This window comes from Xanthomonas sp. F10, assembly GCF_014206815.1.
In the GTDB taxonomy this organism is placed as follows: domain Bacteria; phylum Pseudomonadota; class Gammaproteobacteria; order Xanthomonadales; family Xanthomonadaceae; genus Xanthomonas_A; species Xanthomonas_A indica.
In genome coordinates, this window is sequence record NZ_JACHNP010000001.1 from 351,570 (window position 1) to 374,446 (window position 22,877).

Consider the following 22,877-nt stretch of genomic DNA (forward strand, 5'->3'; position numbering starts at 1 on the left):
CGTTCCACCGCCGGCGTCAACGCAGCGTCAGCAGCTCGCGCAGATCGTCCATCAGCAGCACCACGTCGGCGGTGTCCAGATCCAGGTCGCGCGGATAGCCGTAGCGCACCAGCGCCACCGGCATGCCGGCGGCGTGGCCAGCCTGCAGGTCGGTGGGCGAATCGCCGACCATCAGGCAGTGCGCCGGCGGCTGCCCGAACTGCTGCGCCAGGTGCAGCAACGGCGCCGGGCTGGGCTTGCGCTCGGGCAGGCTGTCGCCGCCCAGCACCGCGGAAAACAGCGCGGCCACGCCCAGATGCTGCAGCAGTGGCGGCACCATCGCCGCCGGCTTGTTGGTGCACAGCGCCAGGGTCACGCCTTCCGCGCGCAGCTGCGCCAGCGCCTCGGCCGCCCCCGGATACAGCCGCGGGCTGCGCAACAGGCATTCGGCGTAGTGGCGCATGAAGGTCGGCATCACCGTGTCGAGCGGCGTGGCGTCGCCGGCGTGCCGCCAGGCGATCTCGACCAGTTTGCGCACGCCCTCGCCGATCCAGCCGAGCACGGTCGCCTCCGGCACGCGCGGCAGGCCGAAGTCGGCCAGCGTGCGGTTCAGCGCCTCGGCGATGTCGGCGCCGCTGTCGACCAGCGTGCCGTCCAGGTCGAACACCACCAATGCATACGGAAACGTCATATCGTGCCAGCACAGGGGAAGAAGTGTGCATTGTAGGTGGCGCACGGCCAGCATGCGGTCGCGCCAAGACCGATCAGCATGACCAGACGATGAAGTCAGTGTTCCAATCGTTGCAGCATGCCCCTGTGGGAGGGACTTCAGTCCCGACGCGGAGCGGGCGAAGGCCACGTTCCCGCTTCGCTCGCGCATCCCTTTGCTTTCAATCCACGCCGGTAACTGTGCGACTAGCGCTGGTGCCAGTCGTCGCTGTACCGAATCGGGCTTCGATCCACACACCCGCAAGCGCACGACTGCGACAGGCGCTGCCTATGGTGCTGCCGTTCCTGTCTCAATCTACGCAACGTTGAAGGTGCGGCTGCCAGCGCAGCATCCTCAACGACTACAACAACCCGCTTCAATCCACGTACCAGGCAGAACACGCTACAGCCTCCGCGCGCCACCGCCTTAACCGAACAGCCGTCCCTGCGCCTGCCCGGGCTCGCGCTCGTGGAAGCCCGACAGGCCCACGCCGACCAAGCGGTAGCGGGTGGATGCCGGCAGGTCCACGCGCGCGCGCAGCGCCAGGGCGATGTCGATCAAGGCCTGCAGCGATTCGGGCGGCTGCTCCGGGGTGAAGCTGCGGGTGAGGATGCGGAACTGCGCGGTCTTCAGCTTCAACACCACGGTGCGCGCGATGCGCTCGGTGCGGCGGGTGGCGTTCCAGGTCTTCTCGGCCAGTTGCCGGATCGCCGGCTCCAGCGCCTCCAGCGCCAGGTCTTCGGCGAAGGTGTCCTCTGAGGAGATCGACTGCACCGGCTGGTCCGATTCCACCGGGCGCTCGTCGATGCCGCGCGCGCGCTGGTACAGGCGCAGGCCGAAGCTGCCGAAGCGCGCTTCCAGTTCCGCCTCGCTGCGCGCGCGCAGATCGCCGACGGTGACGATGCCCAGCTCCGCCAGCTTGCCCTCCATGACCTTGCCCACGCCGGGCACCTTGTTCACCGGCAATGGGGTCAGGAACGCGTCCACGCGATGCGGGCGGATCACGAACTGGCCGTCGGGCTTGCGCCAGTCCGAGGCGATCTTGGCCAGGAACTTGTTCGGCGCGATGCCGGCCGAGGCGGTCAGCGCGGTTTCTTCGCGGATCTGCGCGCGGATGGTCTGGGCGATCTCGGTGGCGGTGCGCAGTTCGCCCTTGGGCGCGGTGACGTCCAGGTAGGCTTCGTCCAGCGACAGCGGCTCGATCATGTCGGTGTGGCGCTGGAAGATCTCGCGCACCTGCCGCGACACCGCCTTGTAACGGGCGAAATCCGGCGGCACGAAGATCGCGTCCGGGCACAGCCGCTCGGCGCGCAACGCCGGCATCGCCGAGCGCACGCCGAACACGCGCGCCTCGTAGGAGGCGGCGCACACCACCGAGCGCATGCCGCGCCAGGCCACCACCACCGGCTTGCCGCGCAGCGCCGGATCGTCACGCTGCTCCACGGACGCGTAGAACGCATCCATGTCGACGTGAATGATCTTGCGCATCGACCCCATACCCTACGCCTGCGAACGGTGTGCGCATGATAAGCCCGGCACTGCGCACGGATTGAGAACGCGCGCCTTGATCCGGCGCAGTGCGCGCGCCGTCGCCGCGGCCGACACTACGCGTGCGTACGGATAAAACGTTTGATTGAACGCGCGACGCTCATGCACTCTTGCGCGCCTCGACTGTCTCGCCTGGGAATGTTCCGCTCATGAGTCGTCTGTCCTCCTATTCGCGCGAGCAGTTGCTCGCCAGCGCACGCGGCGAGTTGTTCGGCGCCAATGCCGGGCGCCTGCCCGACGACCCGATGCTGATGTTCGACCGCATCGTCGCCATCGACGAGACCGGCGGCGCGCACGGCAAGGGCGTGATCCGCGCCGAACTGGATATCCGCCCGGACCTGTGGTTCTTCGGCTGCCATTTCATCGGCGATCCGGTGATGCCCGGCTGCCTGGGCCTGGATGCGATGTGGCAGCTGACCGGCTTCTTCCTGACCTGGCTGGGCGCACCCGGCCGTGGCCGTGCGCTGGGCGTGGGCGAGGTGAAGTTCACCGGCCAGGTGCTGCCCACCGCCAAGCAGGTGGTGTACGAGATCGACATCAGCCGGGTGATCAACCGCAAGCTGGTGATGGCGGTGGCCGACGGCCGCATGTCGGTGGACGGACGCGAGATCTATACCGCCAAGGACATGCGCGTGGGCCTGTTCACTTCGACGGAGGCATTCTGATGCGGCGCGTGGCAATTACCGGGATGGGCATCACTTCGTGCCTGGGCAACGATCTGGACAGCGTGGCGCGCGCCTTGCGCGAGGGCCGGCCCGGCATCCGTTACAACGCGCAGGCGGCGGAGTTCGGCCTGCGCAGCCAGGTCGGCGGCGATGTGCAACTGGACCTGGACGCGGCCATCGACCGCAAGCTCAAGCGCTTCATGGGCGACGCCTCGGCCTACGCCTACCTGGCGCTGCGCGATGCCTTGGCCGACGCCGGCCTGGACGAAGCGGCGATCAGCGATCCGCGGATCGGCCTGATCGCCGGTTCCGGCGGCGGCTCCAGCCACTGGCAGGTGGAAGCGGCGGACCTGCTGCGCAACCGCGGCGTGCGCAAGGTCGGCCCGTACATGGTGCCGCGCACGATGTGTTCGGCGGTGTCGGCCAGCCTGGCCACCGCATTCAAGATCAAGGGCGTCAGCTACTCGCTGTCGGCCGCGTGCGCGACCTCGGCGCACTGCATCGGCGCGGCGGCGGACCTGATCCGCCACGGCCAGCAGGACGTGATGTTCGCCGGCGGCGGCGAGGAACTGGACTGGACCATGAGCCTGATGTTCGACGCCATGGGCGCGCTGTCCACCGGCTTCAACGATACGCCGGCGGTGGCCTCGCGGCCCTACGACGCCGCGCGCGACGGCTTCGTCATCGCCGGCGGCGGCGGCATGCTGGTGCTGGAGGACTACGAGCACGCGGTGGCGCGCGGTGCGCGCATCCATGCCGAACTGGTCGGCTACGGCGTGACTTCCGACGGCGCCGACATGGTCGCCCCGTCCGGCGAAGGTGCGGTGCGCTGCATGCGCATGGCGCTGCAGGGCGTGGACGCGCCGATCGACTATCTCAACACCCACGGCACCTCGACCCCGCTCGGCGACGTCACCGAGTTGGACGCGGTACGCGCGGTGTTCGGCGACGCGGTGCCGCCGCTGTCCTCGACCAAGGCGCTGTCCGGACACTCGCTGGGCGCGGCTAGCGTGCACGAGGCGATCTACTGCCTGCTGATGCTGCGCGACGGCTTCATCGCCGGCTCGGCCAACATCGACACGCTGGATCCGCGCGCCGAGGGCTTCCCCATCGTGCGCGAAAGCCGCGATGCGGACTTGCGCACGGTGATGTCCAACAGCTTCGGCTTCGGCGGCACCAACGCCGCGCTGGTATTCGCCAAGGCCTGAGTCGGGCCACGCCTGCACGGTGCCGGCAGCGGCAGCGTGCCGCGCGTCAGCGCTCCAGTTGCCGGACGTCGCGACGCCCGGCGTCGTCGTCCTTGTGCGCTTCCGGCTTGGTCGGTGGCGCTGAAGGCGGTGGCGGTGGCGGTGGAGGCGGTGGTGGTGGTGGCGGCGGAGGCGAGGTCGGCTTCGGCGAATGCCGCTCGACCCACTGGATGGTCGCCGGCGACGGTGGCCACGCCGGCGATGCCGACGGCGCGGACGCAGGGGGCGGCACCGGCGGCAATCCCATCGATTCGCGCTGGCGCCGGTCGTCTTCCTGCCGTTGCAGTTCCTTCGACAAGTCTTTGTTGTAGCGGGGATTGAGCGCATCCGGCGGCGGGATCTGATACATCCGTTCGCCCGGCGGCGTCCATTGCGGCGCGCTGCTCACGGCCTCGGAGGCAGACGCCGCTGGCGGCGGCGCCCGCCATTGCGGCCCCAACTGCCGCTGCAACGGGGCCGGAATCTGCGCCGGGCCGGCCGCGGCCGTTGCGCTTTCCAGCGGCCGATAGCGCGCGCGTTCGCGCGCCCACGGCTGACCGCGATAGTGCGTGTCCCAATAGCGATCCAGCGCAAAGCCGACCGTGGGCACGCCGGGTGCAGTGCCCTGTTCCTGTGCGCTGAAATCGATCGCGCCGGCCGGCAGCCAGCCGCGTTTCTCGCGCCAACTGACATCGCACCAGGTCCAGTCGCGGGTGCAGCCATGCACCCGCAGTGCGTCGTCGGTGATCGGCGTGGCCACGCGCGGATACTCCGGCGCCGGGCCGGCGCGCAGGCTGGCGCCGATGCGCACCGTGCCGCTGCCGTCCTGCGCCAAGGCCGGCGCGACCATGCTCAACAGCAACGGCGTCCACCACCCTGATCGCTTCATGCGGTCCTCCTTGTGCGGTGCGGCAGTGTCCTATGCCGCGTTCGCGGCAGCGACGATCGCCGTGCCGCTGTGCTGTGTTCTAGCACAGAGGAGCTGGGATTGGAGATTGGAGATTGGGGATGACCAGCCTGCGGCTGTTGAGAGCCGGGATTGGGGATCGAGAACGGGAACGGGGTCGTCCTGCACGGAACAACATCGCCATCAAGCGATCTGACGAACGTGGCCGCCTTCCGATGAAAAGTCGCCGCTTTTTGTGGGAGGGGCTTCAGCCCCGACGGGCTTTCCCGGGAAAGCCCGTCGGGGCTGAAGCCCCTCCCACAGTGCAATCGCAACCACTACGCCTGCGCAGGAAAATCCCGAATCCCGGCTTCCAACAGCCTCAGGCTGGTCATCCCGAATCCCGAATCCCGAATCCCGGCTTATCCGGCCATGCCGCTGTGCCGCAGCAACGCCTCCAGCTCCGGCGCGCGGCCGCGGAAGGCGGTGAAGTTCTCCAGCGCCGGGCGGCTGCCGCCGCGCGAGAGGATCTCGTGCAGGAAGCGCGCGCCGGTGTCCGCCAACTGGTCCGGCGCTTCCTCGAACGCGGCGTAGGCGTCGGCGCTGAGCACCTCGGCCCACTTGTAGCTGTAGTAGCCGGCCGCGTAGCCGCCGGCGAAGATGTGGCTGAACTGGTGCGGGAAGCGGTTCCACGCCGGCGGCCGGTTCACCGCGACTGCGTCGCGCACCCGCTCGAGCAACTGCAGCACGCTGTCGGTCTGCGCATCGAAGCTGTGGTGCAGTTGCATGTCGAACAGCGCGAACTCGAGCTGGCGCACGGTGAACATGCCGCTCTGGTAGTTCTTCGCCGCCAGCATCTTGTCGAACAGTGGGCGCGGCAGCGGCTCGCCGCTGTCCACGTGCGCGGTCATCGCCTGCAGGCGCGGCCATTCCCAGCAGAAGTTCTCCATGAACTGGCTGGGCAGTTCCACCGCGTCCCATTCCACGCCGTTGATGCCGGCCACGCCCAGTTCGCCGACCTGGGTCAGCAACTGGTGCAGGCCATGGCCCATCTCGTGGAACAGGGTGGTGACCTCGTTGTGGGTGAAGGTGGCCGGCTTGCCGTCGCTGCCGCGACCGAAGTTGCACACCAGGTACACCAGCGGGGTCTGCACGCCGTCGGCGCGCTCGCGGCGGTTGCGGCAGTCGTCCATCCAGGCGCCACCGCGCTTGCCTTCGCGTGCGTACAGATCCAGATAGAACTGCCCGACCAGGCGCCCCTGCGCGTCGCTGAGGCGGAAGAAGCGCACGTCCGGATGCCACACCGGCGCGCTGTCGGCCTCCACGCGCAAGCCGTACAGGTCGTGGATCAGGCCGAACAGGCCGTCCAGCACCTTGGGCTCGGTGAAGTAGCGCTTCACCTCCTGCTCGGAGAAGCTGTAGCGTGCCTGCTTCAGTTTTTCGCCGGCGTAGGCCAGATCCCAGGCTTCCAGCGTATCCAGGCCCAGGTGCTCGCGCGCGAACGCTTCCAGCTCGGCGCGGTCGCGCTGCGCGTAGGGCTTGGCGCGTGCGGCCAGGTCGTGCAGGAACTCCAGCACCTGGGCGGGATCCTGCGCCATCTTGGTCGCCAGCGAATACTCGGCATAGCTGGCGAAGCCGAGCAGCGCGGCCAGTTCGCCGCGCAGGGCGAGGATGCGGCCGATCGCCGCGCTGTTGTCCAGCGCCGCATCGCCGAACTCCGAGGCGCGGATCGCATTGGCGCGGTACAGCGTCTCGCGCAGCGCGCGGTCCTCGGCATACATCTGCACCGGCAGGTAGCACGGCATCTGCAGGGTCAGCTTCCAGCCTTCCTGGCCGTCGCGTTCGGCCGCCGCGCGCGCGGCGGCGATGCTGTCCTCGGGCAGGCCGGCCAGGCGCGCCGGGTCGTCGATCAGCAGCGACCACGCGTCGGTGGCGTCGAGCACGTTCTGCGAGAACTTGGCCGACAGCGCCGAGAGTTCTTCCTGAATCGCGGCGAAGCGCTGCTTGTCGGCCTCGCCCAGTTCGGCGCCGCCCAGGCGGAAATCGCGCAACGCGTTGTCCAGCACCTTGCGCTGCGCCGGGCCGAGCGTAACCGCCTCCGGCGATTGCGCCAGCGTGCGGTACTGCGCGAACAGCGCCAGGTTCTGCCCCAGCGCGCTGGAGAAGCGCGTCACCTTGGGCAGGTTGGCGTTGTAGGCCTCGCGCAGCGCCGGCGTGTTGACCACCGCCTGCAGGTGGCTCACCTGGCCCCAGGCGCGCCACAGGCGCTCGGTGGCATCGTCCAGCGGCGCCACGAAGCTGTCCCAGTGCACCGGCGCCACCGTCTCGGCGGCGGCCACGGCGGCCTCGGCCTGCGCCAGCAACGTGTCGATCGCCGGGCCGATGTGCTCGGGCTGGATCGCATCGAAGCGCGGCAGGCCGGAAAAATCGAGCAGGGGATTGGTCATCGCGGAACTCTCGGTAGCGGGGAAAGGACCGGCGCGGCCGGCCATGGAAGACAGATGGCGGTCAGTCCAGCGCGGCACAAGGCAACGGCGGCAAGCCGGCGCCGGCCACCGCCGCGGCCAGCTGTGCGTCGGCCTGTTCGACGTCGATGCCGTGCTCGGCGTACCACTGCGGCCGGTAGTAGCTGTGCACGTAGCGCTCGCCGCTGTCGCACAGGATGGTGACGATGGCACCGCTGCGGCCCTGCTCGCGCATGCGCGTGGCCGCCTGCAGCACGCCGACGAAGTTGGTGCCGGTGGAGCCGCCCACGCGCCGGCCCAGGCGCGCGCTGACGTAGCGCATCGCCGCCAGGCTCAGCGCGTCGGGCACCTTGACCATCGCATCCACGCAGCTGGGGATGAAGCTCGGCTCCACCCGCGGCCGGCCGATGCCTTCGATACGCGAGCCGCCGGTGCTTTCCAGGCCGGCGTAGTCGCGCCCGGCCAGCGCCTCGCGGTAGCCGTCGAAGAATAGCGACACCTCCGGGTCCGCGCACAGGATGCGGGTGGGATGGCGCCGGTAGCGCACATAGCGGCCAAGCGTGGCCGCGGTGCCGCCGGTGCCGGGGCTGCATACGATCCACGCCGGGATCGGATGCGGCTCCTCCTGCATCTGCCGGAAGATCGACTCGGCGATGTTGTTGTTGGCGCGCCAGTCGGTGGCGCGTTCGGCGTAGAGGAACTGGTCCATGAAATGGCCGCCGGTCTCGCGCGCCAGTTGCACCGAATCGGCATGCAGGTCGCAGGCGCGCCCGACCAGGTGGCAGCGCCCGCCCTGGAACTCGATCGCGGCGATTTTTTCCGGCGAGGTCGTCGCCGGCATCACCGCGATGAACGGCAGCCCCAGCAGGCGCGCGAAGTACGCCTCGGACACCGCGGTGGAACCGCTGGAGGCCTCGATCACCGGCCGCCCCTCGCGCAACCAGCCGTTGGCCAGCGCGTACAGGAACAGCGAGCGCGCCAGGCGGTGCTTGAGGCTGCCGGTGGGATGGCTGGATTCGTCCTTGAAGTACAGGTCGATGCCGGGGAACCCGGGCAGGTCCAGCGGGATCAGGTGGGTGTCGGCCGAGCGGTTGAAGTCGGCTTCGATCTTCTGGATGGCGGCGGCCACCCAAGCGCGATGGGTCATGGCGGTGCGGGAGCGGAGAAACCGCGCTCACGATACACGCCCGGCCGGGCGCCAGGACCATGCGCCGCGCAGGCCGCCACGCCGGCGTTCACCCGGCGCGGCCCACGGCCCAGCGGCGGCGCTCAGCCGGCGGCGGCCACGCTGAAGCCGGCGTCGGCGATCGCCTGCTCCAGCGCGGCCACGTCGATGCGTGCGGGGTCGTAGTCGATGCCCACGCGCCCGCCCTCCAGCACCACCGTGCTGGCGGCCACGCCCGGGCAGGCGTCCAGCACCCGCTGCAGCCGTGCGCTGCAGCCGCCGCAACTCATGCCGTGGACGAGAAGATCGAGATGTTGCATGTCAGGCTCCAGGAGGAAGAAGGCGAATACGCGCTCACCGCGCCCGCCAGCGATTCAGCAGCAGCGCGTTGCCCAGCACCGAGACCGAACTCAGCGCCATCGCCGCGCCGGCGATCACCGGGTTGAGCAGGCCGAACGCGGCCAGCGGGATGCCCAGGCCGTTGAAGACGAAGGCGAAGAACAGGTTCTGGCGGATCTTGCGCACGGTCGCCGCGGACAGGTCGATGGCGGCGGCGACGCCGGCCAGGTCGCCGTGCATCAGCACCACGTCGGCCGCTTCGATCGCAATGTCCGAGCCGCTGCCGATGGCGAAGCTGACATCGGCCGCGGCCAGCGCCGGGGCGTCGTTGATGCCGTCGCCGACCATGCCCACGTGCGCGCCCGGCACGGCCTGCAACTCGCGCACATGCGCGGCCTTGTCCTGCGGCAGCACCTCGGCCTGCACCTGGGCGATGCCGAGCCGCGCGGCCACCGCCTGCGCCGCGTGGCGGTTGTCGCCGCTGAGCATGGTCACCGCGATGCCGCGCGCCTGCAGCCGCGCCACCGCCTCGGCAGCGCCCTCGCGCAGCGGATCGGCGATGGCGATATAGCCGGCCACGGCGCCGTCCACCGCCACGCCGACCACGCTGTGGCCCTGCGCCTGCGCCGCCTCGGCCTGGCGGCGCAGCGTCGGGTCGGCCGGCGCGGCGATCAGGCCGTCGAGCCACGCCAGCGCGCCCAGCGCGACCTCGCGCCCGTCCACGCGGCCGCGCACGCCTTGCCCCGGCAGGGTCTGCACCGCATCGGCGCGCGGCGCCGGCGCGGCCGTGCGCACCCCCAGGTCGGCGGCGCGCTGCACGATCGCACGTGCCAGCGGATGCGCCGATCCGGTCTCCAGCGCGGCGGCCAGGCGCAACAGCGGCGCGGACTCGGCCTCGTCGGCGACCAGCACCGCGGTCACCTGCGGCTGGCCCAGGGTCAGGGTGCCGGTCTTGTCGACCACCAGCGCGGTCAGCGCGCGGGCGCGTTCCAGCACCTCGGCGTCGCGGATCAGGATGCCGGCGCGCGCGCCGACGCCGGTGCCGACCATGATCGCGGTCGGCGTGGCCAGGCCCAGCGCGCACGGGCAGGCGATCACCAGCACCGCCACCGCGTGCACGAGGGCGTCGGCGAAGCTCCCGCCCAGCGCCCAGGTCGCGCCGAGGGTCACCGCGGCGATGGCCAGCACCGCCGGCACGAACACCGCGGCGATACGGTCGACTAGGCGCTGGATCGGCGCGCGCGAACCTTGCGCGGCATCGACCATGCGCACGATCTGCGCCAGCAAGGTGTCGGCGCCGACGCCGGTGGCGCGCGCGCGCAACAGGCCGAGCTGGTTGACCGTGGCCGCATGCAGGCGGCTGCCCGGCGCCTTGGCCACCGGCAGCGCCTCGCCGGAGAGCATCGCCTCGTCCACGCTGGAGTGGCCGTCGAGCACCTCGCCATCCACCGGCACGCGCTCGCCAGCGGCAACCACGAACACATCGCCGACCGCCAGTTCCGCCGCATCCACCTCCACGATGGCGCCGTCGCGCTCGACCCGCGCGGTGGTCGGCGCCAGGTCGAGCAGCGCGCGCACCGCGGCGGTGGTGCGGCGCTTGGCGCGGGCCTCCAGCAGGCGCCCGAGCAGCACCAGGGTGATGACGCTGGTGCTGGCCTCGAAGTACACGTGCTGGCCGTGCAGGCCGGCGACGGTGACCACGGTGCTGTACAGATAGGCCATGCCGGTGCCCAGCGCGACCAGCACGTCCATGTTGGCGCTGCCGTTGCGCAGCGCGCGATAGCCGGCGCGATAGAAGCGCGCGCCGATCCAGCACTGCACCGGCGTGGCCAACAGCAGTTGCAGCCAGCGCGGCAGCGGCTCGGCATGCGCACCGCGCAGGGCGTCGCCGTCCAGCATGCCGAGCATCTGCCCCCAGAACGGCAAGGTCAGCAGCACCGCCGCAGCGAACATGCCCAGTTCGCGCCGCCAGGCACGACGCTCGCGGCGCTCGCGCTCGGCCAGTTGCGCCGCGTCCATGGCCTCGGCGACACGCGCACCGAACCCGGCGCGGGCGATCCTCGCGATCAGCTCCGCCGGCGCGACCGTGCCCGGCACGATCTCCACCCGCGCCTTGGCCGAGGCCAGGTTGGCGTGGCCGCTGAGGACGCCCGGGGTCTTCGCCAACACGGCATCGATCGACGCCACGCAGGAGGCGCAGTGCAGGCCGCTGAGTTCCAGGGTCAGGGTCTGGGTCGGTACGGCGTAGCCAGCCTGCTCAATGCGCTGCCGCAGCGTCGGCAGGTCCACCTGCTGCGGGTCGTAGTCCACCTGCACGCGCGCGCCGGCATAGCTGGCCTGCGCCGCCACCCCGGGCAGGCGCTGCAGCGCCTTCTCCACGCCAGCCGCGCAGGCGGCGCAGGTCATGCCCTGCACCGGCAGGGTCAGCGAGGCGGTGGTACGGTCCGTGCTCATCGCGGCGGATCGCCGGCGGCATCGCCGCGGATGTCGCCCAGGATCGGGCAGGCGTCCGGCACGCCGCGGCCGGGGCAGTCCTCGACCAGGGCGGCCAGGGTGTCGCGCATCTCCGTGAGTTCGGCGATGCGCCGGTCCAGCGCCTGCAGGCGCGCACTGGCACGCTGCTTGATGCCCTCCACGCCGTGCACCTGGTCGTCCTGCAAGGCCAGCAGCTCACCGATCTCCTCCAGCGAGAAGCCCAGTTCCTTGGCGCGGCGGATGAAGCGCACCCGCTGCACCGCCGCGGCGTCGTACTCGCGGTAGCCGGAGGCGCGGCGCGGCGCAGGCGGCAACAGCCCCTGGCGCTCGTAGTAGCGCACGGTATCGATGGCGACGTCGGCCTGGCGGGCGAGCGCGCCGATGGTGAAGCGGGCGGTGGCGGGGTCGGATCGCATGCGCACACCCTACTCCCTGGAGTCGGGTCCAGAGTCAAGCCTCGCCACGCCGCAGTCGCTTGCCGCCCACGCCGGCTTCGGTATCCTCTGTGGCTCCCCGCCGCCACGCTGCCGCCTGTGCCGACCTTCGCCGTCCTGATGCGCCTGTTGCTGTGCATGAGCCTGCTGCTCAACGGCAGCGCGGCCGCCATGGCGATGCCGGGCATGGCGGCGCACGGCACCTCGATGCACGACACGGCTGTCACGGTCGCCAGCGCGGCGCCGGCGCATGCGGCGATGCCCTGCCACGAGCAGGCGCCACCGCCGCCCGCGGATCACGACGGCCACTGCCACGACCATGCCGGCAAGCATGGCGGCTGCGGCGGCATGGCCGGCTGCCAATGCCCGCACGCGCAACCGCTGCCGGCGCTGCTGGCGATGCCGCTGGCACTGCCGCGCATGCCCCGCCACCTGGTCGCCGCCGCGCCCCAGGCCGCGCACGGCGCGCCCGGCCTGCCGCGGCTGGAACGTCCTCCCAGCGCCTGAGCGCATGCGGCCGCCCCTAGGCGGCCTCCTGGCGGCGGCGCACAGGCGCTGCCGCGCCCGTGCCTGCAGCGCCGCCATCGGCGCTGCCTGGCGCATCGCATCCGCTTACGGACATCGCACATGAACGCATCTTCTTCCGGCCTGCCGGCGCTGCCGTCGCGGCGCCGCTTCGTCACCGGGCTGGCGCTGAGCGCCGCCGCCGGCCTCACCGGTCTGCCGCTGCGCCACGCCCAGGCCAGCGCACTCGCCCGCAACGGCGCCGCGCCCTATGTGCTGCACGGCACCGACCTGGACCTGAGCATCGGCAGCACGCGGGTCAACTTCACCGGGCGCGAGCGCCCCGCCATCGCCGTCAACGGCAGCGTGCCGGCGCCGCTCCTGCGCTGGCGCGAAGGCGACACGGTGACCATCCGCGTGGCCAACCGCCTGCCCGGCCACACCCAGACCTCGGTGCACTGGCACGGCCTGCTGTTGCCGGCCAACATGGACGGCGTGCCAGGCATGAGCTTCGACGGCATCTACCCGGGCGAGACCTACCAGTACCGCTTCGCCCTGCGCCAGTCCGGCACCTACTGGTACCACAGCCATTCGCTGCACCAGGAGCAGGCCGGGCTGTACGGCGCCATCGTCATCGACCCGCGCGAGCCGCCGCCGTACCGCTACGACCGCGAACACGTGCTGCTGCTGTCGGACTGGACCGACCTGGACTCGGCGGCGCTGTTCCGGCGGCTGAAGCAGATGCCGTCCTACGACAACCTGTACCAGCGCACCGTCGGCGACTTCCTGCGCGACGCGCGCGAGGATGGGCTGCGCGCCACCCTCGCCGACCGCGGCATGTGGGGGCGCATGCGCATGACCCCCACCGATCTGTCCGACGTCAACGGCAACACCTACACCTACCTGCTCAACGGCATGACCCCGGCCGGCAACTGGACCGGGCTGTTCCGCCCCGGCGAAAAAGTGCTGCTGCGCTTCATCAACGCCTCCAGCATGAGCTACTTCGACGTGCGCATCCCCGGGCTGAAGATGACCGTGGTCGCCGCCGACGGCCAGTACGTGCATCCGGTGAGCGTGGACGAGTTCCGCATCGCCGCCGCCGAGACCTTTGATGTGCTGGTCGAACCCAGCGGCCAGGACGCCTACACGGTATTCGCCCAGGACATGGGCCGCACCGGCCACGCGCGCGGCACCCTGGCTGTGCGCGAGGGGCTGCAGGCGCCGGTGCCGGCGAACGATCCGCGCCCGCTGCTGCGCATGCAGGACATGGGCCATGCGATGGCCGGACACGCCGGCATGGACCACGGCGCGGGCACGGCCATGCACGGCATGGAGGGCGGCTGTGGCGCGAACATGCACATGGCCGCCATGCCGGGCATGGAGCACGCCGCGCATGCGCCTGCCGCCGCACCTGCGCATCCGCGCAGCGAACGCGGCAATCCGCTGGTGGACATGCAGTCCTCCGCCACTGCGCCGCGGCTGGACGACCCGGGCATCGGCCTGCGCGACAACGGCCGCCGCGTGCTGACCTACGCCGACCTGCACAGCCTGTTCGAGGATCCGGACGGACGCGAGCCGGGGCGCGAGATCCAGTTGCACCTGACCGGCAACATGGAGAAGTTCGCCTGGTCCTTCGACGGCATTCCCTTCGCCAGCGCCGAACCGCTGCGGCTCAACTACGGCGAGCGCCTGCGCATCGTGCTGGTCAACGACACGATGATGCAGCACCCGATCCACCTGCACGGCATGTGGAGCGACGTGGAGGACGCCGCCGGCCGCTTCCAGGTGCGCAAGCACACCGTGGACATGCCGCCGGGCACGCGCCGCAGCTACCGCGTGCGCGCCGATGCGCTGGGCCGCTGGGCCTACCACTGCCACCTGCTGTACCACATGGATGGCGGCATGATGCGCGAAGTGCGGGTGGACGCATGAACCGTTTCCACTTGTCGCCGCTCGCGCAGGCGACCGCTCTGGCGCTGCTGCTCGCGCACGCGCCGGTGTACGCGCAGCATGTCCACGCTGCCGACAACGGCACGGACGTACCGGTAGCGCGCTGTGCCTGCCCGGCGTCCACTGCCACCATGCCCATGGCGAACGCGGAGGCGGCACAACCCGACACGGCAATGCACGGCGCCATGGACCATGCAGCCATGGGGCATGCCACGCAGGCGCCGGCCATGCACAGCGCGCCTGTCGCGCAGACCACGGCAGAGCACGCCGACGCCCTGTCGCACGAGCACATGGACCACGCCACGATGGATCACGCGGCGGCACCGCCGTCGCAGGGCGATCACCGCGAACACGCACACGCTGCACACGACGGCATGGATCACGACGGCATGGACCATGCGATGCCCACCGCGCCGGCACCGCCCGCGAGCGCGTGCCAGTGTCCCGCGAGCGCCGGCACGCCGCTGCCGCGCGAACCCATCCCGCCGATCACCGCCGCCGACCGTGCCGCCGCGTTCCCGGTGCTGCGCGACCACGGCATGGCGCACGGCGCATCGCGCACCGGCTACCTGCTGGTCGACCGCCTGGAGGGGTGGGACAACGCACACGGCAGCGGCCAGGCCTGGGAAGCCCGTGGCTGGTACGGCGGCGACATCGACCGGCTGTGGCTGCACAGCGACGGCGAACGCGAGGGCGGCCGCACCACGGCGTCGACGCTGGAACTGGCCTATGGCCGCGCGATCTCGCCGTGGTGGGACGTGCTGGTCGGCGCCAGGCAGGCGTTCGCGCCCGGCCGCGCGCGGACCTCGGCCGCGTTCGGCGTGCAGGGCATGGCGCCGTACAAGTTCGAGGTGTCGGCCATGCTCTACGTCGGCGAAGGCGGCCAGGCCAGCCTGCACCTGGAAGGCGAGTACGACGTGCTGCTGACCAATCGCCTGATCCTGCAGCCACGGCTGGAGGCGGAACTGGCCGCGCGCGACGATGCGGCGCATCGCACCGGAAGCGGCCTGACCACCGTGGAGGGCGGACTGCGCCTGCGTTACGAGGTCACGCGGCGGTTCGCGCCTTACATCGGCGTGGACCACGTCCGCAGCTTTGGCGATACCGCCGACCTGCGCCGCGCCGACGGCGAAGCGGCACGCGAGACGCGCTGGGTCGCGGGCCTGCGGTTCTGGTTCTGAGCGGCAGCGGCGCGCCGTAGGACATGGCGAACGGCGGCGCGGAAAATGCGCCGCCGCAGGACGCAGGCATCGCCGCCAAACCGACGCTCGCGGCGCGCCAGGTGCATGTGCGTCCATCGCCACCACCCAGCCACGGCGAACGGCTGTGCATTTGTAGGCACGGCTTCAACCGCGACCGGCGTTACCGGGAATGCCCGTCGCGGCTGAAGCCGCTCCTACGACACACCGAACCGGGTCGCGGCACGACGCATCCCGCATGGAAGGAGCAGGATGGATCGCGCGCCTCGCCGCCGCTCACGCGTGCAGCGCCGCCTGCAGCGCCTCCACCTCGTGCCGTGGCGGGCGCAGCGCCCCCAGCGTGCCGACCAGCTCGCGATAGCTGCGCGCGAGCTGCGCGAACAGCCCCGCGTCGCTGGCACGGGTCTCGGCGACTTCGGCATAGGCGCCGCGGCCGAGATCGATGAAGTAGTCCACGCTGACCCGGCGCCGCGCCGCCACGCCGGGAAACAGCCCGGCGATCAGCAGGCAACCGTCACCGACCTCGCGCAAGGCATCAGCACGGGCGCGCCCCACCTGCTCCTGCGCATGCAGCCAGGCCAATGCCTGGATACGCGCCAATAGTTGCGCGTCGCGCTGGTAGCGCAGCAGCACGAACACCAGATAGTGCTCGCGCGATTCGTCCAGCGGCCGGCCCAGGCGCTGCCCGGCCTCGTGCACCAGCGCCTGCCACAGCTCGGCCGGCGCCCCCTGTCTGAAAGACTCGTACATGCGTCCTCCTGCGTGGTGGAACCCTCGCAGGAAGCTTATGCATAACCCGGGCCACACTGCTGGCAATGTCCACGCACAAGTGCCAGCGTTCGCGTCGTGATCAGCGGCGTCATGCGGCGCTCGCAGCTGCGCGCTAGGTGCCACCTCGCGCAGCGCTCGGTGCCCGGATCGTTCAGGACCTGCGGCGCTTGCGGACGTCGCCGGTCGCCAGCGCATCGCCCTGCGCCAGAATGCCGGCCAGGATCAGGTCGATCCCGGCGAGGAAATCCAGACGGTCGTCGTGCGTCTGCAGTGCGCCGGCCATGCTGCGCACGAAGGGATAGGCGACCGGATCGAGCCGCGACCACGTGCTCGCCATTGCGGCCAGGGTCTCGTCGCGGACAAGGCCCTGGGTGAGAGCCAACTGGGTATTGGCCGCGTTCTGCCCGCTCACGCCAAGCATGTAGTTGAGCAAGGCGGACACCGCCGCCCACTGTGCCGTGTCGGCTACACCGAGCGCACGCAGCGGCTGGCCGAGGGCTTCGATGATGCGCACGATCGGCAACTGTCCCGGCGCCTGCCACAGCGCCGACCCGATCCAGGGATGCGCATCGATCGCATCGAACATGGCCAGGGCCAGCGTGCGGATGGCCGCCTGCGGCGTGGCGCCTGCCGGTGCCGACGGCAGGCTGCGCGCGATGACGGCGTCGCAGGCGGCCGTCAGCAGATCGCGCTTGTCGGCGATGTGTCCGTAGAGCGCGCCCGGTCCGGTGGCGAGCCGTTCGGACAGCGCGCGGAAGGTCAGGCCGGCTTCGCCGTCGCGATCGAGCAGGACGATCGCAGCGTCGACGATCTGCTCGCGCGACAACGCGGCGTCGCGGCGGGACGGGCTGGGGCGTGGCTTGGCCATGGCCGATCTTGACACGGATGGAACGCCATTCCAAGATGATGGAACGGCGTTCCATCACCACGTACCGCGCGCATCGCTGCACGCACTGCTCCCTTGAGGTCCCGGATGCACACATCCATCGCGATCATCGGCGCCGGACTCGGCGGGCTTGCGCTCGCCCGCGTCCTGCACCTCCACGGCATCGCCGCGACCCTCTACGAAGCCGAGGCATCGGCCGATGCGCGCCCGCAGGGCGGCCTGCTCGACATTCACGACTACAACGGCCAACTGGCACTCAAGGACGCCGGGCTGTATCCGCAGTTCCGCGCGCTGGTGTTGCCCGGCGCGGATGCGAAACGGGTCGTCGACCGCGAGGGCACCCTCCTGATCGAGCGGCCGGACACCGGCGCCGGCAATCGGCCGGAGGTGGATCGTGGGCAGTTGCGCCGCCTGCTGCTCGATGCGCTTCCTGACGGCGCGGTGCGCTGGGGCTGCAAGCTCGCCGGCGTGTCGCCGCTCGCCGATGGGCGGCATCTGCTGCGCTTCGGCGATGGCGCCACGGTGACCACCGACCTGCTGGTCGGCGCGGACGGCGCCTGGTCGAAGGTGCGGCCATTGCTGTCCGCTGCGGTGCCCGCCTACAGCGGCACCACCTTCGTCGAGACCCGCCTGCTGGACGCAGATACCCGGCATCCGGCCAGCGCGCAGCTGGTCGGCCACGGAACGCTGATGGCGGTCGCACCGGGCAAGGGCCTGTTCGCGCACCGCTATGCCGACGGCACGCTGCATGTCTACGTGTCGCTGGTCCGGCCGCCGGCGTGGTTCGACGGCATCGACATGGCCGTGCCGGCGAGCGCGATGGCACGCATCGCCGCGGAGTTCGCCGGTTGGGCGCCGGCGCTGACGGCGTTGATCACCGCCAGCGACACACCGCCGGTGCTGCGTCCCATCCATGCCTTGCCGGTCGAGCATCGCTGGGAACGCGTCCCCGGCGTGACCCTGCTCGGCGACGCGGCGCATCTGATGTCGCCGTTCGCCGGCGAAGGCGCCAACCTCGCGCTCTACGATGGTGCCGAGCTGGGCAAGGCCATCGCCGCGCATCCCGGCGCGATCGAGGCCGCACTGTCCACGTACGAGACCCAGTTGTTCGCCCGCAGCGCGCCGTTCGCCCGCGAATCCCAGCGCAACCTCGCCCTGTTCTTCGACGACGCAGCGCCGCAGAGCCTGGTCGACTTCTTCAACGGCATCGCCACGTAGCCGCCAGCGACATCCCGAGCGGCGCTATTGCGGAAATCACCATGGCGCCGTCCCCCTCGCACCGTCATGGCGGCCCGCGCACGCCAGCCGTCGCTGGCGCGCCGAACGCGCCTGGACGCGCTTACTCCACCGTCACCGACTTGGCCAGGTTGCGCGGCTTGTCCACGTCGGTGCCGCGCGCCAGCGCGGTGTGGTAGGCCAGCAACTGCACCGGCACGGTGTGCAGCACCGGGCTGAGCACGCCGGCGTGGCGCGGCGTGCGGATCACGTGCACGCCTTCGGATTCGTTGAAGTTGCTGTCCTGGTCGGCGAACACGAACAGTTCGCCGCCGCGCGCACGCACTTCCTGCATGTTCGACTTCACCTTCTCCAGCAGGGTGTCGTTGGGCGCGATCACAACCACCGGCATGTTGGCGTCGACCAGCGCCAGCGGGCCATGCTTGAGTTCGCCGGCGGGGTAGCCCTCGGCGTGGATGTAGGTGATCTCCTTGAGCTTGAGCGCGCCTTCCAGCGCGATCGGGTAGTGCAGGCCGCGGCCGAGGAACAGCGCGTTGTGCTTGTCGGCGAAACGCTCGGCCCACACCGCGATCTGCGGCTCCAGGTTGAGCACGTGCTGCACGCTGCCGGGCAGGTAGCGCAACTGTTCCAGGTAGTCGGCCTCCTGCTCCGCGCTCAGCCGCCCGCGGCGCTTGGCCAGCACGCAGGTGAGCTGGAACAGCGCCGCCAGCTGGGTGGTGAAGGCCTTGGTCGAGGCCACCCCGACCTCGGCGCCGGCGCGGGTGTACAGCACCATCGCGCTGGCGCGCGGGATCGCGCTCTCGGGCACGTTGCAGATCGACAGGGTCTTGGCATGGCCCAGCGACTTGGCGTATTTGAGCGCCTCCATCGTGTCCAGGGTTTCGCCGGACTGGGAGATGGTCACGATCAGTTGCCGCGGATTGGCGCAGGCGTCGCGGTAGCGGTACTCGCTGGCGATCTCCACGCTGCACGGCAGCCCGGCGATGCCTTCGATCCAGTAGCGCGCGGTCAGGCCGGCGTAGTAACTGGTGCCGCAGGCCAGGATCTGCACGGCGTCCACGTCGGTCAGCAGCGCCTCGGCCTTGCTGCCGAACAGCGCGGTGTCGAACCCGCCGGCGTCGAACAGCGCCTCCAGCGTGTCGGCCAGCGCGCGCGGCTGCTCGTGGATCTCCTTCTGCATGAAGTGGCGGTACGGGCCGAGTTCGAGAGACGCCAGCGACACGTCCGAGACGTGCGGCTCGCGCTGCACCGGCTGGTCCTGCGCGTCGTACACCTGCACGCCGTCGCGGCGCAGTTCGGCGGTATCGCCTTCTTCCAGGAAGATCACCCGGCGCGTGGCCTGGATCACCGCCGAGACGTCGGAGGCGATGAAGTTCTCGCCCTCGCCCAGGCCGATCAGCAGCGGGCAGCCCATGCGCGCGCACACCAGCAGGTCCGGGCGCGACTTGCTGACCGCGGCCACGGCATAGGCGCCGGTCAGCTCCTTCACCGCCGCCTGCAACGCGCCGAGCAGGTCGCGGCCCTGGGCGATGTAGTGATGGATCAGGTGGGCGATGACCTCGGTGTCGGTCTGCGACTCGAACACGTAGCCCAGCGCGGCCAGGCGCTCGCGCTGCTGTTCGTGGTTCTCGATGATGCCGTTGTGGACCAGGGCCAGGTCGCCGTGGCTGATGTGCGGATGCGCATTGGCCTCGGTGACGCCGCCATGGGTGGCCCAGCGGGTGTGGCCGATGCCCAGCGGCGCATGCAGGCCCTCGGCCAGCGCGGCGCTCTCGGTCTCGGCCACGCGGCCGGTGCGGCGCACCCGGCGCACCTGCCCGTCGGCGATGGCGGCGATGCCGGCCGAGTCGTAGCCCCGGTATTCCAGGCGTTTCAGCCCTTCGATCAGGACCGGAACCACATCGCGATCCGCGATCGCACCGACGATACCGCACATAGCCACGTCCTTCGCCGAAAAGTCCGCCATTCTAGCCAAGTCCGCTGAATGTCTCGCCGCTGTCCGCTACCGGACCTAGGGCGGTCACCAGTTCCCGAACATGCCGCGTTGGGTCTGCAGGCGCGCAGCCGGCGTTGCGGGGCGCAGCGCCTGACTGGCCGTCAGGTCAAGCCCCGCGGCGCCGGCTACGCGCCTGCCACGCCCAACCCGAAGGGCCGCGATTGCGCGGGAATGGATGACACGCCCCAGTGTCCGCGAACGTGTCCGCGGACACCCGGACACCTGTCCGCGCCGACCACCTCCATGCAATTCAATGGGTTGCAGTTGGCACGCACCGTGCTTTGGAGTTCCCGTCCTCACCGCTGCGACCGTACCGATGATCCGTGACACCTCCGCCCAGGACCAGGTTCTCGCCCGCCCCCGCTCCGCGGCCTGGCGCCGCTGGCTGTGGCCCGGGCTGATCGTCGCGCTGGTGCTGCTGGGCATCGCCTTCGCCGCACGCGGCTGGATCGCCGGCAGCCGCTCCTTCGACGCGCAACGCGTGCGCATCGCCACGGTGACCCGCGGCGACCTGGTCCGCGACATCTCCGCCGACGGCCGCCTGATCGCCGCCAACAGCCCCACCCTGTACGCCATCTCCGGCGGCACCGTGACCCTGAAGGTGGTCGCCGGCGACGTGGTCAAGCAGGGCCAGGAACTGGCCGAGATCGACAGCCCCGAATTGCGCAGCAAGCTGGCCCAGGAAGAGGCGACCCTGGCCGGCCTGCAAGCCGAGGCCGGCCGCGCCGACCTGGACGCGACCCTGGCCCGCGCCAACGCCAGCAAGCTGATCGACCAGGCGCAGATCGAGCGGCAGGCCGCCAGCCGCGACCTGGAGCGCTACCAGCGCGGCTACGCAGGCGGCGCGGTGCCGCAGGTGGAACTGGCCAAGGCCCAGGACACGCTGAAGAAGGCCGACATCGCGATGAGCCACGCGCAGAAGGATTCCGGCCTGCAGGCGCAGGGCGCGTCGCTGGACGCGCGCAACAAGCGCCTGCTCGCCGAGCGCCAGCGCGCGGTGGTGGCCGAGGTGCAGCGCCAGGTCGACCTGCTGACCCTGCGCTCGCCGTTCGATGGCCAGGTCGGGCAGGTGCAGGTCTCGCAGCACACCAACGTCGCCGCCAACGCGCCGGTGCTGAGCGTCGTGGATCTGTCCAAGTTCGAACTGGAGATCAAGGTGCCGGAGAGCTTCGCCCGCGACCTGGCGATCGGCATGCCGGCGCAATTGACCAGCGGCGCCGGCGAACCGTTCGCCGGGGCGATCTCGGCGGTGTCGCCGGAAGTGGTCAACGGCGAGGTCAACGCGCGCATCCGCTTCACCGACAAGCAGCCGCCGGGCCTGCGCCAGAGCCAGCGCATGAGCGCGCGGGTGCTGCTGGACACCCGCAGGAACGTGCTCAAGCTCGAGCGCGGCCCGTTCGTCGAGCAGTCCGGCGGCCGCTACGCCTACGTCATGGACGGCGACTCGGCGGTGCGCCGCCCGGTCGAACTGGGCGTCACCAGCCTGGGCGAAGTCGAAGTGCGCTCGGGCCTGCAGCCGGGCGACCGCGTGGTGGTCTCCGGCAGCGATCTGTTCGGCGACGCACCGCAGGTCACGGTGCATTGAAAGCCGGGACCCGGGTCCCGGGACCCGGGTCCCGGAAAAGCCAAAGCGATCGGCTGTTGCTGTTGTTCTTGATCTTCCGGGTCCCGGGTCCCGAGTCCCGGCTCCACACCACCACACATCACAAGGAACTCCCCCATGCTCGAAATGCGCGCCGTCTCCAAGGTCTTCCGCACCGAACAGGTCGAGACGCATGCGTTGCGCTCGCTGGACCTGCATGTCCGCGAGGGCGAGTTCGTCGCCGTCACCGGGCCGTCGGGCTCGGGCAAGACCACTTTCCTCAACATCGCCGGGTTGCTGGAAACCTTCACCAGTGGGCAGTACCTGCTCGATGGCCAGGACGTCAGCAACCTCAACGACGATGCGCGCTCGCGCATGCGCAACCAGAAGATCGGTTTCATCTTCCAGGGCTTCAACCTGATCCCCGATCTCAACCTGTTCGACAACGTCGACGTGCCGCTGCGCTACCGCGGCATGGGCGCGGCCGAGCGCAAGCAACGCATCGAGGAGGCGCTGAGCCGGGTCGGGCTGGGTTCGCGCATGAAGCACTATCCGTCCGAACTGTCCGGCGGCCAGCAGCAGCGTGCGGCGATCGCCCGCGCCCTGGCCGGCAGCCCGCGCCTGCTGCTGGCCGACGAACCGACCGGCAACCTCGACTCGCAGATGGCGCGCGGGGTGATGGAACTGCTGGAGGAGATCAACGCGCAGGGCTCGACCATCGTCATGGTCACCCACGATCCGGAACTGGCCGCGCGCGCCCAGCGCAACGTGCACATCGTCGACGGCCAGGCCACCGACCTGCAGCGCGAACCGGTGCTGGCGCACGGCGGCAGCGACGCCGCGGCCGTGCGCTGAGCGGCAC

The 22,877-nt window shown here is 70.7% G+C and carries 19 protein-coding genes; 8 read left to right on the plus strand and 11 right to left on the minus strand.

Translation table 11 applies throughout. The features are described 5' to 3' along the window. Nucleotides 1-16: 16 nt before the first annotated feature. Together gph and dinB are read right to left on the minus strand one after the other, a co-directional pair. Nucleotides 17-670, minus strand: a complete 654-nt coding sequence (gph, locus tag FHR56_RS01515) for a phosphoglycolate phosphatase (RefSeq protein WP_160948172.1) — start codon at nucleotides 668-670, stop codon at nucleotides 17-19. A gap of 444 nt (nucleotides 671-1,114) precedes the next feature. Then, on the minus strand, nucleotides 1,115-2,185 hold the full coding sequence (dinB, locus tag FHR56_RS01520) for a DNA polymerase IV (protein WP_184502391.1): 1,071 nt from the start codon (nucleotides 2,183-2,185) through the stop codon (nucleotides 1,115-1,117). 200 nt (nucleotides 2,186-2,385) lie between these two features. Between dinB and fabA the strand changes: the two genes are divergently transcribed. Further along, nucleotides 2,386-2,901 (plus strand): 3-hydroxyacyl-[acyl-carrier-protein] dehydratase FabA, encoded by a 516-nt coding sequence (gene fabA / locus FHR56_RS01525; protein WP_160948174.1) that lies wholly within the window; start codon nucleotides 2,386-2,388, stop codon nucleotides 2,899-2,901. Further along, the gene (gene fabB, locus FHR56_RS01530; RefSeq protein ID WP_160948175.1) at nucleotides 2,901-4,109 is read left to right on the plus strand and encodes a beta-ketoacyl-ACP synthase I; all 1,209 of its coding nucleotides are present in this window, start codon (nucleotides 2,901-2,903) and stop codon (nucleotides 4,107-4,109) included. The genes fabA and fabB overlap by 1 nt, the downstream gene beginning before the upstream one ends. Nucleotides 4,110-4,155: 46 nt before the next feature. Here fabB and FHR56_RS01535 read toward each other — a convergent pair whose 3' ends face one another. The 6 genes from FHR56_RS01535 to FHR56_RS01560 all read right to left on the minus strand — a co-directional run bounded on the left by FHR56_RS01535 (nucleotide 4,156) and on the right by FHR56_RS01560 (nucleotide 11,873). Then, nucleotides 4,156-5,016, minus strand: coding sequence for a hypothetical protein (locus tag FHR56_RS01535; protein ID WP_260400281.1), 861 nt, complete (start codon nucleotides 5,014-5,016; stop codon nucleotides 4,156-4,158). 419 nt (nucleotides 5,017-5,435) lie between these two features. Next, nucleotides 5,436-7,460: a M3 family metallopeptidase gene (locus tag FHR56_RS01540; protein WP_160946312.1), complete on the minus strand. Its 2,025-nt coding sequence runs from the start codon at nucleotides 7,458-7,460 to the stop codon at nucleotides 5,436-5,438. 61 nt (nucleotides 7,461-7,521) lie between these two features. Further along, on the minus strand, nucleotides 7,522-8,625 hold the full coding sequence (locus FHR56_RS01545) for a PLP-dependent cysteine synthase family protein (protein ID WP_048492234.1): 1,104 nt from the start codon (nucleotides 8,623-8,625) through the stop codon (nucleotides 7,522-7,524). 122 nt (nucleotides 8,626-8,747) lie between these two features. Further along, complete coding sequence (locus FHR56_RS01550) at nucleotides 8,748-8,963, minus strand: heavy-metal-associated domain-containing protein (RefSeq protein WP_184502392.1); 216 nt, start codon at nucleotides 8,961-8,963, stop codon at nucleotides 8,748-8,750. A 34-nt stretch (nucleotides 8,964-8,997) separates the two neighbouring features. Next, the gene (locus tag FHR56_RS01555; protein WP_160946311.1) at nucleotides 8,998-11,436 is read right to left on the minus strand and encodes a heavy metal translocating P-type ATPase; all 2,439 of its coding nucleotides are present in this window, start codon (nucleotides 11,434-11,436) and stop codon (nucleotides 8,998-9,000) included. Further along, complete coding sequence (locus tag FHR56_RS01560) at nucleotides 11,433-11,873, minus strand: heavy metal-responsive transcriptional regulator (RefSeq protein ID WP_160946310.1); 441 nt, start codon at nucleotides 11,871-11,873, stop codon at nucleotides 11,433-11,435. The genes FHR56_RS01555 and FHR56_RS01560 overlap by 4 nt, the downstream gene beginning before the upstream one ends. 117 nt (nucleotides 11,874-11,990) lie before the next feature. On the opposite strand from FHR56_RS01560, the gene FHR56_RS01565 reads away from it, so the two are divergent. From FHR56_RS01565 to FHR56_RS01575, 3 genes are all read left to right on the plus strand, one after another. After that, nucleotides 11,991-12,398: a CopL family metal-binding regulatory protein gene (locus FHR56_RS01565; RefSeq protein ID WP_160946309.1), complete on the plus strand. Its 408-nt coding sequence runs from the start codon at nucleotides 11,991-11,993 to the stop codon at nucleotides 12,396-12,398. Nucleotides 12,399-12,518: 120 nt separating this feature from the next. After that, entirely contained in the window at nucleotides 12,519-14,327 is a 1,809-nt protein-coding gene (locus FHR56_RS01570; RefSeq protein ID WP_160946308.1) for a copper resistance system multicopper oxidase, read from the plus strand. Further along, nucleotides 14,324-15,526, plus strand: a complete 1,203-nt coding sequence (locus FHR56_RS01575) for a copper resistance protein B (protein ID WP_160946307.1) — start codon at nucleotides 14,324-14,326, stop codon at nucleotides 15,524-15,526. Before FHR56_RS01570 ends, FHR56_RS01575 begins: the two co-directional genes overlap by 4 nt. 294 nt (nucleotides 15,527-15,820) lie before the next feature. On the opposite strand, the gene FHR56_RS01580 is transcribed toward FHR56_RS01575, so the two are convergent. Continuing rightward, nucleotides 15,821-16,294, minus strand: a complete 474-nt coding sequence (locus tag FHR56_RS01580; protein WP_160946306.1) for a hypothetical protein — start codon at nucleotides 16,292-16,294, stop codon at nucleotides 15,821-15,823. A 172-nt stretch (nucleotides 16,295-16,466) separates the two neighbouring features. Next, a complete protein-coding gene (locus FHR56_RS01585) occupies nucleotides 16,467-17,183 on the minus strand; it encodes a TetR family transcriptional regulator (RefSeq protein ID WP_160946305.1) in 717 nt (238 codons plus the stop codon). A gap of 105 nt (nucleotides 17,184-17,288) precedes the next feature. Between FHR56_RS01585 and FHR56_RS01590 the strand changes: the two genes are divergently transcribed. Beyond that, nucleotides 17,289-18,419, plus strand: a complete 1,131-nt coding sequence (locus tag FHR56_RS01590; protein ID WP_160946304.1) for an NAD(P)/FAD-dependent oxidoreductase — start codon at nucleotides 17,289-17,291, stop codon at nucleotides 18,417-18,419. A gap of 121 nt (nucleotides 18,420-18,540) precedes the next feature. Here FHR56_RS01590 and glmS read toward each other — a convergent pair whose 3' ends face one another. Then, the gene (glmS, locus tag FHR56_RS01595) at nucleotides 18,541-20,373 is read right to left on the minus strand and encodes a glutamine--fructose-6-phosphate transaminase (isomerizing) (protein ID WP_160946303.1); all 1,833 of its coding nucleotides are present in this window, start codon (nucleotides 20,371-20,373) and stop codon (nucleotides 18,541-18,543) included. A 376-nt stretch (nucleotides 20,374-20,749) separates the two neighbouring features. Between glmS and FHR56_RS01600 the strand changes: the two genes are divergently transcribed. Together FHR56_RS01600 and FHR56_RS01605 are read left to right on the plus strand one after the other, a co-directional pair. Continuing rightward, complete coding sequence (locus FHR56_RS01600) at nucleotides 20,750-22,018, plus strand: efflux RND transporter periplasmic adaptor subunit (RefSeq protein WP_160946302.1); 1,269 nt, start codon at nucleotides 20,750-20,752, stop codon at nucleotides 22,016-22,018. 135 nt (nucleotides 22,019-22,153) lie between these two features. Continuing rightward, on the plus strand, nucleotides 22,154-22,870 hold the full coding sequence (locus FHR56_RS01605; RefSeq protein WP_160946301.1) for an ABC transporter ATP-binding protein: 717 nt from the start codon (nucleotides 22,154-22,156) through the stop codon (nucleotides 22,868-22,870). Nucleotides 22,871-22,877 lie beyond the last annotated feature (7 nt).

Coding starts and splice junctions, on each gene's coding strand:
- gph (WP_160948172.1), bottom strand. CDS start 670: ATGACGTTTCCGTATGCATTGGTGGTGTTCGACCTGGACGGCACGCTG.
- dinB (WP_184502391.1), bottom strand. CDS start 2,185: ATGGGGTCGATGCGCAAGATCATTCACGTCGACATGGATGCGTTCTAC.
- fabA (WP_160948174.1), top strand. CDS start 2,386: ATGAGTCGTCTGTCCTCCTATTCGCGCGAGCAGTTGCTCGCCAGCGCA.
- fabB (WP_160948175.1), top strand. CDS start 2,901: ATGCGGCGCGTGGCAATTACCGGGATGGGCATCACTTCGTGCCTGGGC.
- FHR56_RS01535 (WP_260400281.1), bottom strand. CDS start 5,016: ATGAAGCGATCAGGGTGGTGGACGCCGTTGCTGTTGAGCATGGTCGCG.
- FHR56_RS01540 (WP_160946312.1), bottom strand. CDS start 7,460: ATGACCAATCCCCTGCTCGATTTTTCCGGCCTGCCGCGCTTCGATGCG.
- FHR56_RS01545 (WP_048492234.1), bottom strand. CDS start 8,625: ATGACCCATCGCGCTTGGGTGGCCGCCGCCATCCAGAAGATCGAAGCC.
- FHR56_RS01550 (WP_184502392.1), bottom strand. CDS start 8,963: ATGCAACATCTCGATCTTCTCGTCCACGGCATGAGTTGCGGCGGCTGC.
- FHR56_RS01555 (WP_160946311.1), bottom strand. CDS start 11,436: ATGAGCACGGACCGTACCACCGCCTCGCTGACCCTGCCGGTGCAGGGC.
- FHR56_RS01560 (WP_160946310.1), bottom strand. CDS start 11,873: ATGCGATCCGACCCCGCCACCGCCCGCTTCACCATCGGCGCGCTCGCC.
- FHR56_RS01570 (WP_160946308.1), top strand. CDS start 12,519: ATGAACGCATCTTCTTCCGGCCTGCCGGCGCTGCCGTCGCGGCGCCGC.
- FHR56_RS01575 (WP_160946307.1), top strand. CDS start 14,324: ATGAACCGTTTCCACTTGTCGCCGCTCGCGCAGGCGACCGCTCTGGCG.
- FHR56_RS01580 (WP_160946306.1), bottom strand. CDS start 16,294: ATGTACGAGTCTTTCAGACAGGGGGCGCCGGCCGAGCTGTGGCAGGCG.
- FHR56_RS01585 (WP_160946305.1), bottom strand. CDS start 17,183: ATGGCCAAGCCACGCCCCAGCCCGTCCCGCCGCGACGCCGCGTTGTCG.
- FHR56_RS01590 (WP_160946304.1), top strand. CDS start 17,289: ATGCACACATCCATCGCGATCATCGGCGCCGGACTCGGCGGGCTTGCG.
- glmS (WP_160946303.1), bottom strand. CDS start 20,373: ATGTGCGGTATCGTCGGTGCGATCGCGGATCGCGATGTGGTTCCGGTC.
- FHR56_RS01600 (WP_160946302.1), top strand. CDS start 20,750: ATGATCCGTGACACCTCCGCCCAGGACCAGGTTCTCGCCCGCCCCCGC.
- FHR56_RS01605 (WP_160946301.1), top strand. CDS start 22,154: ATGCTCGAAATGCGCGCCGTCTCCAAGGTCTTCCGCACCGAACAGGTC.